The sequence below is a fragment of the uncultured Arthrobacter sp. genome, from assembly GCF_947493765.1.
Classification (GTDB): Bacteria; Actinomycetota; Actinomycetes; order Actinomycetales; family Micrococcaceae; genus Arthrobacter_D.
The window spans coordinates 23981-42604 of sequence record NZ_CANLSZ010000003.1 but is presented as its reverse complement, the minus strand read 5'-3'; the positions used below and the strand labels follow the sequence as shown (position 1 = coordinate 42604).

Genomic DNA, 18624 nt, shown 5'->3' with positions numbered 1-18624 from the left:
TCAGCGGTTCCCGAGTCGCTCCCGCAGGCGGGCGAAGACACCCGAACCGTTGCTGGCCAGCTGCCCGTCGGTGTACTCCTCGCTGCGCAGTTCGGCGAGCTGGCGCAGGAGCTCCTCCTGCTGCGGATCGACGTTGCGGGGTGTCTCCACGTTCAGGTGGACCCGAAGGTCCCCCCTGCCCTGGTTCCTCAGGTGCGTGACGCCGAGATTCCGGAGGGTCAGGATCTCCCCGGACTGCGTGCCCGGCTTGATCGACAGCTCCTGATCGCCGTCGAAGGTGTCCAGGCGGACGGTGGTGCCGAGGGCGGCGGCCGTCATGGGGACACTCAGGGTGACGTGCAGGTCGTCACCGTCGCGCAGGTAGGTGGAGTCCGTGTTGACACGGATCTCCACGTACAGGTCGCCTTGCGGTCCTCCGGCGACTCCGGCCTCGCCCTGGCCGGCGAGCTGGATGCGCGTGCCCGTGCCGACGCCGGCGGGGACCTTGATGGTCAGGGTCCGGCGGGCACGGACGCGGCCCTCGCCGCTGCACTCGTGGCACGGGTGGGGGATGACGGTGCCGTATCCCTGGCAGGTGCCGCAGGGTGCGCTCGTCATGACCTGGCCGAGGATGGAACGCACGGCGCGCTGGACCTGGCCCGAGCCGCCGCAGATGTCGCAGGTGCGCACGCTGGTCCCCGGCTGGCAGCACGTGCCGTCACAGGTGGGACACACCTCCGCCGTGTCCACCTCGATCTTTTTGTTCGAGCCGAAGACGGCGTCCTTCAGGTCGATCCGTACGTTGATCAGTGCGTCCTGGCCGCGCCGGGTCCGGGACGGAGTGCCGGCCTGCTGGCCACCACTACCCCCGAAGAACGTCTCGAAGATGTCCTGGAAGGCGAAGCCGGAGCCGGAGTAGCCTGCACCATACCCGGTGTCCGTGCCGTTCTCGTTGCCCGTCGTGTCGTACACGCGCCGCTTCTGCGGGTCCGACAGGACCTCGTAGGCACGGGTCACGAGCTTGAACTCCTCGGCGGCGTCGTCCCCGGTGTTCACATCCGGGTGGAGCTTCCTTGCCAGCTTGCGGTACGCCTTCTTGATCTCTTCCCCGGTCGCACCCTGCGCCACACCGAGGACCTCATAGTGATTACTCACTCGTGCACATCACTTCCTGTTGAGAACTGTTGTCAGCTGAATGCGGTCGTCCGTGATCCGGAGCACCGCCTGGTGCGGCCTACTCCTCGAGTACCCGCGAGACGTAGCGGGCGACGGCGCGCACCGCCGCCATGGTCGTGGGGTAGTCCATCCGGGTGGGCCCGAGCACCCCGAGCCGTGCGCCGGCGTCGGGGCCGTATCCCGTGGCCACCACCGAGGCCTCCGAAAGCCCGCCGTAGGGATTCTCGCTGCCGATCCGTACGGAGATGCCGCGCGCGTCGAACTCCATCTCGGACAGGAGCCGCAGCATCACCACCTGCTCCTCGAGTGCTTCCAGGACCGGACCGATACTCAGCGGGAAATCACCCGTGAAGCGGGCCAGGTTGGCGGTGCCGGCGAGCACGATCCGATCGTCCCGCCCGAGATCGGCGAGCTGCCCCAGCGCTCCGGCAATGGTACCCCCGTGGGCCCTCAGCGTCGGAGGGAGCTGCAGGAGGACGGCATCGAGCGCCGCGGGCAGGGCGGAGAGTCTCAGGCCGGACACCGCGGACTGCAGGCGTTGCTTGAGCTCGGTGAGCTCCGCCTCGCGGATCTCCAGCGGCATCCAGACCACGCGCTGCTGCACGCTGCCGTTGGTGGCGATCAGGACCACGAGGACCTGCTGCGGAGCGACCAGCACGCACTCGACGTGCCGGACGGACGCCCCCTGGGCACGGGGGAACTGGACGACGGCCACCTGGTTGGTCAGCTGCGCGAGCAGCCGGACCGTCCTGGCCATGACGTCGTCGAGGTCCTCCGCTCCGTCGAGGAGCGACTGGATGGCCTTTTTCTCCGCCGCCGAGAGCGGCTTCACCTCGGAGATCCGGTCGACGAAGAGCCGGTACCCCTTGTCGGTGGGGATGCGGCCCGAGCTGGTGTGCGGGGCCGCGATGAGCCCCTCCTCCTCCAGGACCGCCATGTCGTTGCGGATCGTGGCCGAGGAGACCCCGAGCCGGTGCCGGTCCACGAGTGCCTTCGAGCCGACGGGCTCGCGCGAATGGACGTAGTCCTCGACGATCGCCCGGAGTACCTCCAGGCGGCGTGGTTCACTCATCGTCTGGTCACCTCCGGGTCTGTTCCTCTGTCGTGGGCTCGCGACGCGGGCGGCCCGAGCGGTTAGCACTCGACACGCCCAAGTGCCAAGTCTAATACGATCCGGCCGATTGTTAGCATTGGACACCGGTGCCGGCATCCGCCCGGACCGTCGTCTGGAGGACAGGTCAGGGATGGACTACGGCTGGGGCGCACAGGATCTCTCCGCACCGGCGCGCGTGCAGCTCCGCGACGTGCCCGTGGAGCGACAGATGGTCCTCGAGGACGTCCAGAGCGGCTTCGTCGGGGCCGTGCTGCGGGTGGAGAAGTCGGGCGGACTCCACGTCATGGTCCTCGAGGACCGGCGCGGCAAGCAGCGGACCTTCCGCCTGGGCCACGGGTTCTTGCTCGAGGGCGTTCCGGTGCACGTCGTCGCGCCGGCCGCCGCGAAGGTGCCCGCGTCCACCAGGACGGCCTCCGGCTCGGTGCGGGTGGAGAACCCGAGGGCGCGCACCGCCCTGGCCAGCAGGATCTGGGTGGAGGGCCAACACGACGCCGAACTCGTCGAGAAGGTCTGGGGGGACGACCTGCGGCTGGAGGGAATCGTGGTCGAGCCGCTGCACGGCGTGGACGACCTCGAGGGTGCCATCCGCTCCTTCGCTCCCGGGCTGGGGCGCCGACTCGGCATCGTCGTCGACCACCTGCTCCCGGGCACCAAGGAGTCGCGGATCGCCCGGCAGGCCATGACCGTTCCCGGGGCCCAGGAGCACGTCCTGATCGTGGGGCATCCCTACGTGGACGTCTGGCAGGCGGTGAGACCGGGCGTGCTTGGCCTCACCGCCTGGCCCGTGGTGCCGCGCGGGCAGGACTGGAAGACCGGTATCCTCGCGGGTCTCGGCTGGGCGCACCACGACCAGGCAGACGTGGCGCACGGGTGGAAGCGCATCCTCGGCTCGGTCTCCAGCTACGCGGATCTGGAACCCTCGCTGCTCGGTCGCATCGAGGAGGTCATCGACTTCCTCACGGCCGCCCCGGGCCGGGCCTGAGTCGCCCTGGACCGACCAGCACGTATCCTTGACCCAGACGGCGGAGTCCAGGATCCGCCCGCCAGCAAAGGAAGCCCGTTGTCCAACAGAGCCGAGAACCCGCAGCGCGGGCAGCGCACCTCGGAGTCCGCGTTCGAGGGGACGCCGGCCCAGGCCCCACCCCTGACGGCGTCGGAGGACCGGCAGTTCGCCACCCTGGCCCACTTCGGCGGGATCCTCGGCTTCATCCCCTCCCTGCTGATCTACCTGATCTTCAGGAACCGGGGCCCCTTCACCGCGCAGGAGTCGAAGGAGGCGCTGAACTTCACGCTGCCCCCGACCGTCCTCGCACTTCTGGCCTGGCTGCTCTCGCTCATCCCCGTGATCGGCGCGGTGTTCGCTGTCCTCAATGCGCTGATCTGGCTCACCGTCACCCTCCTCTCCGTCCACGCCGGCATCCAGGTCAACCGCGGCAAGCCCTACCGCTACGCCCTGAACCTGCGCCTCATCCCCTGACGCCCGGGCCTCCCCCGACAGCCGGCCGCGCGGCCCCGTCCGGGAGGCACACCCCGCGCCTCAGTCGGGAAGGAGCCGTCGTACCACGGCGTCGGCCAGCAGGCGCCCACGGAACGTCAGCACCACGGAACCGGCGAAGGCCGCGGCAGGCTCGATCAGTCCGTCGGCGATGAGCCCGGCCACGGCCGTCCGTCCTGCGGGGGTGAGCCGGTCGGTGCCCAGGCCGTCGCGGAGCCGGGCGCGCAGCATGACGTCCTCGACGGACCGATCGGTGTCCGAGAGGACCTCGCGACCGGCGGCCGGCGAGCGGCCCGCCTCCAGGGCCTGCGCGTATGCCCGGGGGTGCTTGACGTTCCACCAGCGGGTACCACCGACATGGGAGTGCGCGCCGGGTCCGGCGCCCCACCAGTCGTCACCACGCCAGTACGCGAGATTGTGCCTGCACCGGTCCTCGGGTGTCCGTGCCCAGTTGCTGACCTCGTACCAGGTGAAGCCACCCGCGGTGAGCAGCTGTTCGGCGAGCGCGTACTTGTCGGCGTGGTCGTCGTCGTCGATGGGCGCCACCTGACCCCGGCGGATGCGTGCGGCCAGGCGAGTGCCTTCCTCGATGATCAGGGCATAGGCGGAGATGTGGTCCGGTCCGTAGGACAGGGCGGTGGTCAGGGTGGTCCGCCAGTCCTCGAGGGATTCGCCGGGCGTGCCGTAGATGAGATCGAGGCTCACGGCCAGTCCCGCTTCCCTCGCCCATGCCACCGCCTGCGGTACGCGGGAGGGTGCGTGGGTGCGGTCCAGGACCGCGAGCACGTGGGGCACCGCCGACTGCATCCCGAAGGAGACACGGGTGAAGCCGGCCTCCCGCAGCGTCCGCAGGGACTCCGGCGTGACCGAGTCCGGGTTCGCCTCCGTGGTCACCTCGGCGCCGGGAGCCAGCCCCCACAGCGACGTGGCGGTGCGCAGGATGGTCCCGAGGTCCGACGCCGGGAGCAGCGTGGGCGTGCCCCCGCCGAAGAACACGGTGGACAGGGCCCTCTCCGGTAGCCCGGAGGAGGTCAGCACCCGTGCGCCGAGGGCGAGTTCGCCGAGCACGGAGTCGGCGTAGGCGTCCTGCGAGGCCCCTCCCCCCAGCTCGGTGGCCGTGTAGGTGTTGAAATCGCAGTAGCCGCAGCGGACGGCACAGAACGGTATGTGTACGTAGAGGCCGAAGTCCCTCGCGGCCGCCCCGTCGACGGCGGCCGGCGGAAGGGTGCCGTCCTCGGGCGCCGGGAGACCGAGGGGCAGCGCGCTAGGCAACGGGACCTCCCGGTGGTCCGGAGCGTGTTCTCACTTCCTGGCTTTGTCCTTCGACTCGTCGGAGGACAGGGCGGCGATGAAGGCTTCCTGGGGCACTTCCACGCGCCCGACCATCTTCATGCGCTTCTTGCCCTCCTTCTGCTTCTCGAGCAGTTTGCGCTTGCGTGTGATGTCGCCGCCGTAGCACTTGGCGAGCACGTCCTTCCGGATGGCCCTGATGCTCTCGCGGGCGATGATGCGGGCGCCGATCGCGGCCTGGATGGGCACCTCGAACTGCTGCCGGGGAATGAGTTCGCGCAGCTTGCCGGTCATCATGACGCCGTAGGCGTAGGCCTTGTCGCGGTGGGTGATGGCGCTGAAGGCGTCGACCTGGTCGCCCTGCAGGAGGATGTCCACCTTGACGAGGTCGGAGACCTGGTCGCCGTCGGCCTTCCAGTCCAGGGAGCCGTAGCCGCGCGTCTTGGACTTCAGGAGGTCGAAGAAGTCGAAGACGATCTCCGCCAGCGGCAGCCGGTACCGGATCTCCACCCTGTCCTCGGACAGGTAGTCCATGCCGCCGAGCACGCCGCGGCGCTGCTGGCAGAGCTCCATGATGGCACCCACGAACTCGGACGGGGCGAGGATGGTCGCGGACACCATGGGTTCGCGGACCTCGGCGATCTTGCCCCCCGGGTATTCGCTGGGGTTGGTGACCAGCAGCACGGTCCTGTCCTCGAGGGTCACCTGGTACTCGACATTCGGAGCGGTCGAGATCAGGTCGAGGTTGTACTCACGCTCGAGCCGCTCACGGGTGATCTCCAGGTGCAGCAGACCCAGGAAGCCCACGCGGAAGCCGAAGCCCAGTGCGGCGCTGGTCTCCGGTTCGTAGACCAGGGCGGCATCGTTGAGGGTGAACTTGGCGAGCGCGTCGCGCAGGACGGGATAGTCCGTGCCGTCGAGCGGGTAGAGGCCCGAGAAGACCATGGGCTTGGGGTCCTCGTAGCCGCCCAGCGATTCCGCGGCCGGCTTCACCAGCGTGGTGACGGTGTCACCGACCTTCGACTGGCGGACGTCCTTGACGCCGGTGATCAGGTACCCGACCTCCCCGACGCCGAGGCCCTTGGAGGGCTTGGGCTCGGGTGAGCTGACCCCGATCTCGAGCAGCTCGTGGCTCGCGCGGGTGGACATCATCTGGATGCGCTCGCGCGGCCGGAGGTTCCCGTCGACGACGCGGACGTAGGTGACCACGCCGCGGTAGGTGTCGTAGACGGAGTCGAAGATCATGGCGCGTGCCGGTGCGTCGGGATCGCCCGTGGGGGCGGGTAGTTCCTGCACGATCTTGTCCAGCAGGGCCTCGACGCCCACGCCGGTCTTGCCGGAGACCTGCAGGACGTCCTCGGGGTCCCCGCCGATGAGGCCCGCGAGTTCCGCGGCGTACTTCTCGGGCTGAGCGGCGGGCAGATCGATCTTGTTCAGCACCGGGATGATGGTGAGGTTGTTCTCCATCGCCAGGTACAGGTTCGCCAGTGTCTGCGCCTCGATGCCCTGCGCCGCGTCGACGAGCAGGAGGGCACCCTCACACGCCGCCAGGGAGCGGGAGACCTCGTAGGTGAAGTCCACGTGGCCCGGTGTGTCGATCATGTTGAGGGCGTAGGAGGTGCCGTCGACCTCCCACGGCAGCCGTACGGCCTGCGACTTGATGGTGATGCCCCGTTCCCGCTCGATGTCCATGCGGTCCAGGTACTGCGCCTTCATGTCGCGCTGCTCGACGGCGCCCGTGAGCTGCAGCATGCGGTCCGCCAGCGTGGACTTGCCGTGATCGATGTGGGCGATGATGCAGAAGTTCCTGATGATCGCCGGGTCGGTGGCGGCGGGCACCGGGGCGGTGCGGGCCATGGGTGACACGTGGGTTCCTCACGTTCGCGGGACAGGGAGGGCGGACGCGGCGCCGGCGCTGTCTCTCGGGCAGCCGACGCCGGTTCGCACCAGTTCTCTCCCCTCAGTGTCCCACGCGGCGGCAAACGCCCCGGTACCGCAGGCGCCGCACAGCGCGGTCGGGGGCTGGCGTCGGGCCCACGCCGGTCGGTACGATCCGTGGCATGGTAAGTGTCGGATCCCTCCTGTCCCTGGCACGCCGCATCATCCGCGTGGTCGACAGCGCCTCGGACACCACGGGTGCCGTCGGCCGCCGCAGCGGTCGACGGACACGCTCCACCGGAGGCCGCGGGCAGAGCGCCCCCGCGCCCCGACCGGGCCCACGGCGGGCACGCGGGACCCAGGACACTCCTCGGGAGCGGGCACTGCTGTCCTACTCCCCCTCCCACGACGGGGAGCCGGATCCCGGCGAGATCGTCTGGACCTGGGTGGCGTACGAGGACGATCCGAGCCGGGGCAAGGATCGACCGGTGCTGCTCGTGGGGCGCGACGGCGGGACACTGCTCGGTCTGATGCTCACGAGCCGGGACCGCAACAACGCCCTGGAGCATGACGACCGCTATGTCGACATCGGCACGGGTGCCTGGGACCGGCAGGGGCGGCCCAGCGAGGTGAAGGTGGACCGGCTGCTGCGCATCGGCTCCGGGGACATCCGGCGCGAGGGAGCCGTGCTCGACGTCGACCGCTTCCGCCGGGTCATCGCATCCGTGCCCGAGCACCTGCTCGACTGACCCGCGACGGGCCGTGGACCGGGGCGTCCCGGCGGACGGCGCCGGCACCCAGCCCTGTCCGATGCCCGTTTCTGCTAGTCTTTACAGCTGTGTGTCCGCGCAGGTCTCCGGGCACTTCAGCCGATCTCCACACGGTATCCCCACGCCGCTCAGTCGTCGGTCGGCCGAACTACCCTCACGACCAGTCCGCAATACAAAGAAAGTTCTCATACGTGGCAAATATCAAGTCCCAGAAGAAGCGCATCCTCACCAACGAGAAGGCGAGGCAGCGCAACAGCTCCATCAACTCCGAGTTGAAGACGGCCATCCGCGCCGTGCACACGGCGATCGCCGGCTCGGACAAGGACGGCGCCACGACGGCTCTGCAGACCGCCAGCCGCAAGCTGGACAAGGCTGTCAGCAAGGGTGTGCTGCACCGCAACAATGCGGCGAACCGCAAGTCCGCGATCTCCAAGAAGGTCAACGCGCTCTGAGCTGCTGACCCTTGCACGGAGGGCCCCACTCCCTCGGGAGCCGAGCTGAGGACCCTCTCGCGGAGGGCCCCACTCCCTCGGGAGTGGGGCCCTCCGTCGTTCCCCGGGGATCGTGTCCTCCGTCGTTCCGGCAGCCCGGCACCCGCTCCGGTCAGTCGTCGCCGAGTGCTATGACGGTGACCGCCCGCTCCACCGCGTACACCGGATCACGCGCCTCGCCCTTGACCTGGGCGTCCGCGTCTGCGAGGGCGCGGACGCTGCGTGCGAGGGCTGCCGAGCTGAAGCGCCGGGCCTCCCTGCGCGCCTGGTCCACCTGCCACGGCGCCATGCCCAGTTCCCCGGCCAGCTGGCCCGAGGAACCCCTGGCCCCGTGGACCTTCGCCACCGCACGCACCTTCATGGCGAGCGCGGCCACGATCGGCACGGGGTCGGCGCCTGTCGCGAGCGCATGGCGGAGCATCGACAGCGCCTGGGCGGTACGCCCGGCCAGCGCGGCGTCGGCCACCTTGAAGCCGGTGGCCTCGATCCGGCCGCCGTAGTACTTCTCGATCAGCTCCACGGTCACCTCGTCGGAGGTGTCGGCGATCAGCTGCTGGCAGGCCGCGGCGAGCTCGGCCAGCCGGGAGCCGACGGAGGCGACGAGGGCCCGGACGGCGTCCGGTTCGATGCGGCGCCGTGCGAGACGGAACTCCGTGGTGACGAAGTCCGCCCTCTCGGCGTCCTTCTTCAGGGGCTGGCACTCGACGATCGTGGCGCTCCCCATGGCCTTCACCGCGTCGAGCAGCTTCTTGCCGCGGTTGCCGCCCGCGTGGCTCAGTACGAGTACGACGTCGGGCGCCGGATCGGTGAGGTAGGCGAGCGCATCCACGAGGAAGTCGTCGCTCATCTGGGCCAGGCCCGAAGCCTCGATGATCTTCCAGTCGCCGAACAGCGACGGGCTGGTCTGGAGGGCGAGGGCACCGGTCTCGTAGGCTCCGGCGTCGAAGCGGACGAGCTCGGCGTCGGGCTGCACCGCCCGGACCTGGTGACGGATGGACTCGGCGGCCCTGGAGGCCAGGTACTCCTCGGGACCGGTCAGGAGGACGACGGCGGACGGCTTCGCCTCTCGCCAGGAGGTGGGCTGCCGGCTGCCGCCGCTGCTGCGCGCACCCTTCGGCGGTGTGGCCACGAGGCGGCTCCCTTCTGTTGGATCAACACCTACTGTCGCACGGCACCACCGCGCCTCAAAGCCGCGCCCCGGAGCCGTCGGGTCGGGCTGTCGAGGCCGGACCCTGCGGCTCCTCGTCCCCCGCGTGCCGGGCGGCTCCTCGTCCCCCGCGTGCCGGGCGGCGGCCGGAGACTCGTCCCGCGGCGCGCACCTCGAGTCTCGTACCCACGACGTCGACTCTGAAGGAGCCGAGGTCGTCCGTCCGGGCGACGGCGATGCCGTCGGCGGCCAGCGCCTCCAGGGTCTCCGGGTGCGGGTGACCGTAGTCGTTGTCGCGTCCCGCGGAGATGAGGGCCAGATGCGGCCTGACGGCGTCGATGATCGCCGTTCCCCCGTTCCGCGCGCCGTGGTGGGCGATCTTCAGCACGTCCACGGAGCCCTCGGTCAGCGCGGGGTGCTCCCGCAGCAGGACGTCGGTGGCCCGTTCCTCGAGGTCGCCCATCAGCAGTACACCGAGGGATCGCCCCGGCGCGGGGACGAGCACCCGGAGCACCGCACTCGAATCGTTCTCCTCCGCTCCCGCGTCGTGTCCGCCGGCGTGGAGGACCTCGACGTCCAGTGGCGGCAGATCGAGATCCGAGGCCTCCGTCAGTCTCGTGGCGTCCACCCCCGCGTCGAGCGCGGCCTCGGTCACCGCCCGGGGCAGGCCGTCCTCCCCCGTGGAGTAGTACAGCGCGTCCACGGTGCGTCCCCGGACAGCACCGGCGATGCCCCCGTAGTGGTCCTCGTGCAGATGCGAGATCACCAGCGCGTCGATCACCCCGATGCCCAGGCGGTCCAGGCAGCGGTCCATGGCGTCGGGGTCGGGTCCGACGTCGACCACCAGGGCATGGCTGGCCGTGGTCCTGACGACGATCCCGTCGCCCTGCCCGACGTCGCACAGGGCCATGACCCACCGCTCCTCCACGGGCGCCGGGGTCCGTACGACGAGCACTGCTCCGACGGCGAGCACCAGGACCAGGATCGTCACGACGACGGCGCGCGATGGTGGTCCTCCGTGCCGCCGCGGCCATCGCCCGTCCGGGGGGTGTGGCCCCGGTGTGATGGGTTTCCGTGCAGGGGGTGTCCGTGCAGGGGGTGTCCCTGCAGGGGGTGTCCGCCCCCGGGACCTGTCCGCGTCCGGGCTCTGGTGCGCGTTCCGGCTCCGGCCGGCCGGCCCGTCCCGCGCCCTGCGGCGGTGTCCTCGGGAGTGTGTCCCGCGCATGATGACGAGCAGCACGAGGGCTGAGCCGACGGCCGCGAGTGCGGTGCCCCCGATGCCGGGCACCCAGGGCAGTGACGCCACCGGTGCCGCGGCGAACGTCTCGGCGACGCCTGCCACCCACCGCGTGCCCCACTGCGCCGCGAGGATCAGCGGGTGGGCGAGCGCGGGGGCGGCGACGAGCGCCAGGACCGCGAGCATGCCGAGGAGGGTGATGCCCGGCACGGCGGGTGAGGCCAGGACGTTCGCCGGGAGCGAGTACAGCGGCAGGGCGGGCTGGAGCAGGACGAGGACGGGCAGGCAGAACAGCTGGGCGGTCAGCGGTATGGCGAGTACCTGCGCCATCAGCCGGGGCATGATCGGTGTGAGGACCGCGACGACCGTCGGCCCGGCCGTGATGAGGCCGAAGGTCGCCAGGACGGACAGGATGAAGGCGAAGGACACGCAGAGCCACGGATCGGCCGCCAGGAGCACGATGATCGAGACCAGCAGGAGGGTCAGGGACACCCTGCCCCGACCCGACAGCACGGCGACGATGCCGATGGTGCCCATGAGCGCGGCCCGGAGCACACTCGGTTCGGGCCGGACCAGCAGGACGAAGCCGAGGAGGGCGACCACGGCACCCGCCGCCGCAGGGAATCGGGACAGACGGAGCCCCCGCAGGCCCAGGTAGGCGAATCCGACCACGTAGGAGCAGTTCGCCCCGCTCACGGCGGTGAGATGCGTCAGACCTGTCGTCCTCATCGCGTCGGCGAGTGCCGGGTCCATGCCCGTGCGATCACCCAGAGTCATCCCCGGCAGCAGGCCCCCGTCCCGGTCGTCGCGCAGCGAGAGGTTACGGACATCGCGCCTGAGGTCCGCGGTGTGGGCGAGCCAGCCGCCGGCCTTCCCGATCACCGGCGCGCCCGCGGGGACGAAGACCGCCACCGCTCGGCCGATCCGGTCCGGCGGAGCCACTGTCCCGGAGGCGCGGACCGTGTCCCCCGTCCCCAGGGTGCCCCACAGCTCCGGGCCGAAGACCACGACCGGGGTCCGGGCGGCGAAGGTCCTGCCACGCAGCATCCCCCCGGTCACCACCGCCTCGACCATGAAGCGGTCACCGCCGCCGAACGAACCCGGTCCCACGGCCACGGGCTCTCCGGAGACCCGGAGCAGGGCCACGAGCGGGATCTTCCCCTCGGCGGCGTCGGCCACCGGCCCGTACTCCGCCCGGGCGAGACTGCCGCCGGTGGAGAGCAGGACCAGCGCCAGGGCTGCCAGGGGGACGATGCCCTGCACCGGCAGGACGGCCCAGGGGCGGCGATCCTCCCCCGGGGACAGCAGAGCCAGGAGCACGAGCACCGCCGCGGCTCCCGCGGCGATCAGCCCGGCAGCCGTCGCGTGGGTCGCCTCCCCGCGCAGGGCCAGGACGGCGCCGAGCCAGGCCGCGGCGACGGCCGGGACGAGACGGACGTCTCCGGCCCACCGCCACGGCGAAGGACGCCCGCCCGCTGCCACCGCACCCTCCTCCGGTGGCCCTCCCGGGGGTGGCGCGGGACGGGGACGCGGCGGGTGGGCCCTCACCGCACGGAGACGAGCGGCAGGATGCCCTCGAGCATCGCCGGGCCGATACCCGGAACGGCGTCGATGTCCTCCGCCTGCAGGAAGGGCCCGTTGTCCTCGCGCCAGTCGATGATGCGCTGGCCGAGCACCGGGCCCACGCGGGGCAGTGTCTCGAGCTGCGCGAGCGTGGCCGTGTTGAGGTCGATCACTTGGCCGGGGCCCCCTTCCTGACCGTCACCGGAGCCGATAGGACCGCCCGTCGTCGGGCCCGGGCCGGAGGCCGGAGCGAGAACCGCCGGCTGCTCCCCCGGAACGATCCTCGGTTCCTCCCCGACGGCGAGGACGTGGATGTGCTGGCCGTCGACGGGCGGCGCCGCGAGATTGACGATCTCCAGGTCGGCGTCCGGGAGTGCTCCCCCCACCTCCTCGAGGATCTCCCCCAGCCGTGTCCCGTTCCGCACGGTCACGACGCCGGGAGCGGCGACCGCCCCGGTGACGTAGACGACGATCGTGCCGGCGCCGTCCTGTCCCGGTGGTCCACCAGCCGTGCCGCTCCCCGGTCCTCCACCCGTATCCGGACCGACGGGACCGTCCACCGCGGGCGGGGTCCCGACGGGTGTGCCCGGCGGTGCTGACGCCGCGGAGGAACCGGACACAGTGGGACCCGACACCGTGGGACGGGTGGCGTCGAGTTCCACGGATAGGGCAGCGGCGGACGGCTCGGAGCTGCGGACGAGGAACAGTGCGGCTCCCACGGCCAGGGCCACGCCGAGGAAGACGAGGGCGGCCGACCGGCCGACGCGCCACCGGAGGCCGGCGCTGTGGACGCTCCTCGCTCCGGTGATACCGCCGGCAGTCCTGGTGTCCACAGGGGCGTCCTCGGCGAGATCCGGATCACCAGGGTCCGGATGAACGGGGTCCAGATCAACGGGGTCCGGATCACCAGCGGCGTGGTCCGGCGGGTCCCAGTCAGCAGGGTCCCGGACGGGGCCCGGCGCCCGGCCGGACGGTCGGGGCAGCCGCACCCGGTCCGGCGGAGCACTGCTGCCGGCGGGGCCGGTACCGGACGGGGTTCGCCGCCCCTCGCGGTCTTCTCCCGCCGCCGGAGCGGCGGGGGACCGGGCGTGCTGCAGTGACGCCGGCGCAGCCGTCTCCGGCGCGGGGTCCGGTCGGCGGGCGTCCGGTCGGCGGGGGTCCCCGGTGGTTGGCCATCGATGCGTTCCCATGGCCCCACGCTAGGAGGCCGGGTCGGCACCACCGGGTCGGGTCGCTCCTATGTGGACATCCTCCGAGCGGCCGAGGCCCGGGCTCACCGTTCCCCGGCTGCTGCGGAGCTGACCGTCACCGCCAGCACGCCCAGCCCTGCGTGCGCGGCGAGGACGGCCGGGCAGGGTGCCGTCGAGACGGACGCGGCGCGGGCGACGGTCCCGAGGCGCTCCGCGAGGGCGAGGGCGTCCTCCTCGTTGCCGAAATGGTGCACGGTCAGGTGCACGCTGCCGCTCCGCGCGGCGACGTCGGTGGCGGTGAGCTCCTCGAGCCGCTGCAGTCCGCGTGCCGCCGAGCGCATGCGCTCCAGGGGCACCAGGGCGCCACCGCGGACATGCAGGATGACCCGGACCGACAGGAGGGTGCCCAGCCATCCGGCGGCCGCCGTGATGCGCCCGCCGCGCCGCAGCTGCTCGACGCTCGGGACGTAGAAGTAGAGGGAGGACGCCCGCGCGACCATCGCCGCGGTCGCCGCCGCCGCGTGCAGCTCCGCCCCCGTCCGGACCGCGTCCAGGGCCGCGAGCGCCGCGCGGCCCTGCGCCATCCCCGCGGTGCGCGTGTCGATGACCTCCACGGGCAACGACGCGCGGGCGGCGGCCATGCGTGCCGCATCCACCGTGCCGGAGAGCAGGCCCGAGAGATGGACGGAGACGACGCCGTCGAACCCCTCGTCGGCGAGCTGCCCGTAGGCGCGGTCGAACTGGCCCGGCGACGGCCGGGAGGTGCGCACGTCCGCCCCTGCGGCCAGGGCCAGCATCAGGGGTGCGGTGACGTCGTCGTGCTCCCCGGTGAGGATGTCGTGCCCCACGAGCACCGGCAGCGCGACGGTGCGGATCCCGTGCGCCGCACCGCCGGGCTCCAGCCACGCGGGCGGGAGACCGGCTGCCGAATCGGTGACGACGGCGATGCGCGCCGGTACCTCCGCATCGTCGGGAGCGGCGTCGGCGTCCATCAGGCCGGGACGATGTTGACCAGCTTGGGGGCCCGCACGATGACCGTCCGGATACCGCGCCCGTCCAGCACGCGCTGCACCTGGTCGCTGGCCAGCGCGAGCTCGCGCAGCTCGTCCTCGCCGATGTCGGGCGAGACCGTCAGGCGCTCCCGCACCTTGCCCTGGACCTGGACCACCGCGACCACGCTCTCCTGCCGCACCAGCTCCGGGTCGACGGCGGGCCAGCCGGCGGTCGCGACGGTCGCCTCGTGACCCAGGCGGTTCCAGAGGTCCTCCGCCGTGTAGGGGGCGAACAGGCTCAGGAGGATCGCCACGGCCTCGGTGGCCTCGCGCACCGCGGGGTCCGCGCCGCCCACCCCGGAGTCGACCGCCTTCCGCGTGGCATTGACCAGCTCCATGAGCTTCGCGATCGCCACGTTGAACTTGTTGCCCTCCATCAGGGCGGCCGCCTCGGCGACGGTACGGTGCGTCATCGAGCGCAGGGCCCGATCCCCCGTCGAGGGGTCGGTCCCCACAGTGCTCGTCACGTCCGTCCCCAGCCGCCAGGCTCGGGCGAGGAACTTCGCGGAGCCCGACGGCGAGACATCGGCCCAGTCGACGTCGTCCTCCGGCGGCGAGGCGAACACCATGGTGAGGCGGACGGCGTCCACCCCGTAGCGGTCCAGCTGCTCGCCGAGATCGACCCCGTTGCCGAGGGACTTGCTCATGGCCCTGCCACCGTTGAGCACCTGGCCCTGGTTCAGCAGCGCACCGAACGGCTCGGTGAAGTCCACCATGCCGAGATCGAACAGGACCTTGGTGAAGAACCGGCTGTAGAGCAGGTGCAGGATGGCGTGCTCCACACCGCCCACGTACTGCCCCACGGGCAACCACCGGTTCACCGCCTCGGTCTCGAAGGGGGCGGTCTCGAGCTGCGGGTTCACGAAGCGCAGGTAGTACCAGGACGAGTCGACGAACGTGTCCATGGTGTCGGTGTCGCGCTCGGCAGCGCCGCCGCACGCCGGGCACGGGACGTTGACCCACTCCTCGACCGCGGCCAGCGGTGAGGTCCCCTTCGGTGCCAGTGCCTCGCCGCGCAGACCCTCCGGCAGGGTCACCGGGAGCTGGTCGTCCGGTACCGGGACCTCACCGCAGGACGGGCAGTGGATGATCGGGATGGGAGTGCCCCAGAAGCGCTGTCGCGACAGCAGCCAGTCACGCAGGCGGTAGTTGACGGTGTGCTCGCCGGTCCCCTGCCCCTCGATGAGCTCGACGGCACGACGGATGGCGGCGTCCCGGTCGAGTCCGCTCAGCTCCCCCGAGTTGACGAGGGTGCCCTCGCCGATCGTGGCGATGCCGGTCACCGCGGCATCCTCGGCTCCGGTGTCCACGACGGTGCGCACGGGCAGGTCGAAGGTCCGGGCGAAGTCGAGGTCCCGCTGGTCGTGGGCCGGGACCGCCATGATTGCACCCGTGCCGTAGTCGGCCAGCACGTAGTCGGCGGCCCAGACCGGCAGCTTCTCCCCCGTGAGCGGATTGATCGCGTGGCGGCCGGTGAAGACGCCGGTCTTCTCCCGCTCCGTGGCCTGCCGTTCGATCTCGGACAGGCCCTTGACCTGCTCCCGGTAGGCCTCCAGCTCCGCCCGGCGGTCCGCGGTGACGAGGTCCAGCGCCAGCGGGGCGTCCGCGGCGACGACGAAGAAGGTGGCCCCGTACAGGGTGTCGGGGCGCGTGGTGAAGACCGGCACGTCCACGGCCGGCTTCCCGCCGTCGGCCTCGATGGAGAAGCGCACGTGCGCCCCCTCGGAGCGGCCGATCCAGTTGCGCTGCATGGCCAGGACGCGCTCGGGCCAGTGGCCCTTGAGCTGCTCCATGTCGTCCAGCAACCGGTCGGCGTAGTCGGTGATCCTGAAGTACCACTGGTTCAGGTTCTTCTTGGTCACCGGGGTGCCGCAGCGTTCGCACGCCCCGTTGACCACCTGCTCGTTGGCGAGCACCGTCTGGTCCTTCGGGCACCAGTTGACCGGCGAGTTCCTGCGGTAGGCCAGGCCCCGCTGGAAGAACCGGACGAACAGCCACTGGGTCCAGCGGTAGTACCCGGGATCGGAGGTGTGGACCCGCCTGCTCCAGTCGGCGCTGATCGCGTAGCGCTTGAAGGACGTGGCCTGGGTCTCGATGTTGGCGTAGGTCCACTCGGCCGGGTGGGCGTTGCGCTTGATCGCCGCGTTTTCGGCGGGCAGGCCGAAGGAGTCCCAGCCGATGGGGTGGAGCACGTCGAAGCCCTGCTGCCGGTAGTAGCGCGCCACCACGTCGCCCATGGCGAAGGCCTCGGCGTGACCCATGTGCAGATCGCCCGAGGGGTAGGGGAACATGTCGAGCACGTAGCGGCGCTCGCGCTCGCCGTCGTCGGACGGGGCGAAGGGCTGGAGCCTGTCCCACACGGCGGGCCACCTGGCCTCGATCGCCGCGACGTCGTAGGTGTTCTCGTCCGGCTGGACGTCCCCTGGGTTGGTGCTCACTGTATGGCCTGTCCTTGTCGGTGGAACGTGGTGCCGGGCGTGCCCTCCCGGCCGGCGGGTGATGCGCTGCGCGATGTGGCCGGTCGGCGCCGAACACACAAAAGCCCCTCACGCAGGAGGGGCCGCCGCAGGGTCGTGACCGTGCGGCTAGGGAAGGAGGAGGATCCGCGGCATGCCCTCACTTTAGCAGTGTGCTCCCGCGACCCTCGCGGCGGGCACCGTGCGCCCGGTCCGTCGGACGGACCGGGCGTACGGTGACTGCTGTGCTACTCGACGTCCTCGTCGACCCAGTCGAAGGTCTTCGTGACGGCCTTCTTCCACAGGCGCAGCTGGCGGTCGCGCGCGGCGGCGTCCATGGTGGGGTTCCAGCGCTTGTCCTCCGACCAGTTGGCCGCGAGCTCGTCGGTGTCCTTCCAGAAGTCGACGGCGAGTCCCGCGGCGTAGGCGGCGCCGAGCGCGGTGGTCTCCGTCACCTTCGGGCGGATGACCGGGATCCCGAGGATGTCCGCCTGGAACTGCATGAGGGCATCGTTGGCGACCATGCCGCCGTCGACCCTCAGGTCCTCCATGTCGACGCCGGAGTCGGCGTTGGCGGCATCGAGCACCTCCCGGGTCTGGAAGGCGGTGGCCTCCAGCGCGGCACGGGCGATGTGGCCCTTGTTCACGAACCGGGTGAGTCCCACGATCGCGCCGCGGGCGTCCGAGCGCCAGTACGGTGCGAAGAGGCCGGAGAACGCGGGCACGATGTAGACGCCGCCGTTGTCCTCCACGGTCGTGGCGAGCTGCTCCACCTCGGGCGCGCTCCTGATCATGCCCAGGTTGTCCCGGAGCCACTGGATGAGCGAGCCCGTGACGGCGATGGATCCCTCGAGCGCGTACACCGGCTTGGCGTCGCCGAGCTTGTAGCAGACGGTGGTGAGCAGGCCGTTCTTGGAGTGGACGATCTCCTCGCCGGTGTTGACGATCATGAAGTTGCCCGTGCCGTAGGTGTTCTTCGCGCCGCCCTTGTCGAAGGCCGCCTGCCCGAAGGTCGCCGCCTGCTGGTCGCCGAGGATGCCGGCCACCGGGGTCTCCCGCAGCAGCTGCGAGGTGTGCACCGTGCCGTAGACCTCGGACGAGGACTTGATCTCGGGCATCATCGACACGGGCACACCGAAGTCGGCCAGGATCGACTCGTCCCAGCTGAGGGTCTCCAGATCCATGAACAGCGTGCGGGACGCGTTGGTCACGTCGGTGATGTGCACGCCTCCGTCGGTGCCGCCGGTGAGATTCCAGGTCACCCAGGAGTCGGTGTTGCCGAAGATGAGGTCGCCGGCCTCCGCCTTCTCACGCGCACCCTCGACGTTGTCGAGGATCCACTTGATCTTGGTGCCGGAGAAGTAGGTGGCCAGCGGCAGACCGACCGTGGCCTTGTAGCGCTCCACCCCGCCGTCCTGCGCGAGTTCGTCGACGATGGACTGCGTCCGGGTGTCCTGCCAGACGATGGCGTTGTAGACGGCCTGGCCGGTGGTCCTGTCCCACACGACGGCGGTCTCGCGCTGGTTGGTGATCCCGACGGCGGCGATGTCGTGCCGCGTGAGATTGGCCTTGGACAGGGCCGAGCCGATGACCTCGCGCGTGTTGTTCCAGATCTCGGCCGGGTCGTGCTCCACCCAGCCGGCCTTCGGGAAGATCTGCTCGTGTTCCTTCTGACCGGACGAGACGATCTCGCCCTTGTGGTCGAACACGATGGCCCGACTGGAGGTGGTGCCCTGGTCGATGGCGATGACGTACTGCTGTGACATGTCGTACTCCTTCAGTTCAT

Annotated in this window: 14 protein-coding genes; 4 read left to right on the top strand and 10 right to left on the bottom strand. The window is 70.9% G+C overall.

All coding sequences use genetic code 11. From position 1 onward, the window contains the following. Together dnaJ and hrcA are read right to left on the bottom strand one after the other, a co-directional pair. Entirely contained in the window at positions 1 to 1134 is a 1134-nt protein-coding gene (dnaJ, locus tag Q0747_RS05370) for a molecular chaperone DnaJ (RefSeq protein ID WP_298252366.1), read from the bottom strand. A 79-nt stretch (positions 1135 to 1213) separates the two neighbouring features. Beyond that, positions 1214 to 2227 (bottom strand): heat-inducible transcriptional repressor HrcA, encoded by a 1014-nt coding sequence (gene hrcA / locus Q0747_RS05365; RefSeq protein WP_298252364.1) that lies wholly within the window; start codon positions 2225 to 2227, stop codon positions 1214 to 1216. Between the two features lie 172 nt (positions 2228 to 2399). On the opposite strand from hrcA, the gene Q0747_RS05360 reads away from it, so the two are divergent. Further along, a complete protein-coding gene (locus Q0747_RS05360) occupies positions 2400 to 3251 on the top strand; it encodes a DUF3097 family protein (RefSeq protein ID WP_298253037.1) in 852 nt (283 codons plus the stop codon). A 78-nt stretch (positions 3252 to 3329) separates the two neighbouring features. Continuing rightward, a complete protein-coding gene (locus Q0747_RS05355) occupies positions 3330 to 3746 on the top strand; it encodes a DUF4870 domain-containing protein (protein ID WP_298252362.1) in 417 nt (138 codons plus the stop codon). A 60-nt stretch (positions 3747 to 3806) separates the two neighbouring features. Here the strand turns inward: Q0747_RS05355 and hemW are convergent, their stop codons facing one another. Further along, positions 3807 to 5036 (bottom strand): radical SAM family heme chaperone HemW, encoded by a 1230-nt coding sequence (gene hemW, locus Q0747_RS05350; RefSeq protein WP_298252360.1) that lies wholly within the window; start codon positions 5034 to 5036, stop codon positions 3807 to 3809. 30 nt (positions 5037 to 5066) lie between these two features. Continuing rightward, positions 5067 to 6920, bottom strand: coding sequence for a translation elongation factor 4 (lepA, locus tag Q0747_RS05345; RefSeq protein WP_298252358.1), 1854 nt, complete (start codon positions 6918 to 6920; stop codon positions 5067 to 5069). A 194-nt stretch (positions 6921 to 7114) separates the two neighbouring features. Between lepA and Q0747_RS05340 the strand changes: the two genes are divergently transcribed. Together Q0747_RS05340 and rpsT are read left to right on the top strand one after the other, a co-directional pair. Then, entirely contained in the window at positions 7115 to 7681 is a 567-nt protein-coding gene (locus tag Q0747_RS05340; protein ID WP_298252356.1) for a type II toxin-antitoxin system PemK/MazF family toxin, read from the top strand. Between the two features lie 212 nt (positions 7682 to 7893). After that, entirely contained in the window at positions 7894 to 8154 is a 261-nt protein-coding gene (gene rpsT / locus Q0747_RS05335) for a 30S ribosomal protein S20 (RefSeq protein ID WP_298252354.1), read from the top strand. A gap of 151 nt (positions 8155 to 8305) precedes the next feature. On the opposite strand, the gene holA is transcribed toward rpsT, so the two are convergent. From holA to glpK, 6 genes are all read right to left on the bottom strand, one after another. Continuing rightward, complete coding sequence (gene holA, locus Q0747_RS05330) at positions 8306 to 9322, bottom strand: DNA polymerase III subunit delta (protein ID WP_298252351.1); 1017 nt, start codon at positions 9320 to 9322, stop codon at positions 8306 to 8308. A gap of 55 nt (positions 9323 to 9377) precedes the next feature. Beyond that, a complete protein-coding gene (locus Q0747_RS05325; protein WP_298252349.1) occupies positions 9378 to 12059 on the bottom strand; it encodes a ComEC/Rec2 family competence protein in 2682 nt (893 codons plus the stop codon). Between the two features lie 62 nt (positions 12060 to 12121). Beyond that, positions 12122 to 12973: a ComEA family DNA-binding protein gene (locus Q0747_RS05320; RefSeq protein WP_298252347.1), complete on the bottom strand. Its 852-nt coding sequence runs from the start codon at positions 12971 to 12973 to the stop codon at positions 12122 to 12124. Between the two features lie 440 nt (positions 12974 to 13413). Next, positions 13414 to 14322 carry a DegV family protein gene (locus tag Q0747_RS05315; protein WP_298252345.1) on the bottom strand — a complete coding sequence of 303 codons (909 nt, stop codon included), beginning with the start codon at positions 14320 to 14322 and terminating at the stop codon, positions 13414 to 13416. Then, the gene (leuS, locus tag Q0747_RS05310) at positions 14322 to 16820 is read right to left on the bottom strand and encodes a leucine--tRNA ligase (RefSeq protein ID WP_298252343.1); all 2499 of its coding nucleotides are present in this window, start codon (positions 16818 to 16820) and stop codon (positions 14322 to 14324) included. Before leuS ends, Q0747_RS05315 begins: the two co-directional genes overlap by 1 nt. 266 nt (positions 16821 to 17086) lie before the next feature. Next, the gene (gene glpK, locus Q0747_RS05305; RefSeq protein ID WP_298252341.1) at positions 17087 to 18604 is read right to left on the bottom strand and encodes a glycerol kinase GlpK; all 1518 of its coding nucleotides are present in this window, start codon (positions 18602 to 18604) and stop codon (positions 17087 to 17089) included. Positions 18605 to 18624: the final 20 nt, after the last annotated feature.

Bases quoted from the DNA above. Each gene is read 5' to 3' on its own strand.
- hrcA (WP_298252364.1), bottom strand. From the start codon at position 2,227: ATGAGTGAACCACGCCGCCTGGAGGTACTCCGGGCGATCGTCGAGGAC.
- Q0747_RS05360 (WP_298253037.1), top strand. From the start codon at position 2,400: ATGGACTACGGCTGGGGCGCACAGGATCTCTCCGCACCGGCGCGCGTG.
- Q0747_RS05315 (WP_298252345.1), bottom strand. From the start codon at position 14,322: ATGGACGCCGACGCCGCTCCCGACGATGCGGAGGTACCGGCGCGCATC.
- Q0747_RS05340 (WP_298252356.1), top strand. From the start codon at position 7,115: ATGGTAAGTGTCGGATCCCTCCTGTCCCTGGCACGCCGCATCATCCGC.
- glpK (WP_298252341.1), bottom strand. From the start codon at position 18,604: ATGTCACAGCAGTACGTCATCGCCATCGACCAGGGCACCACCTCCAGT.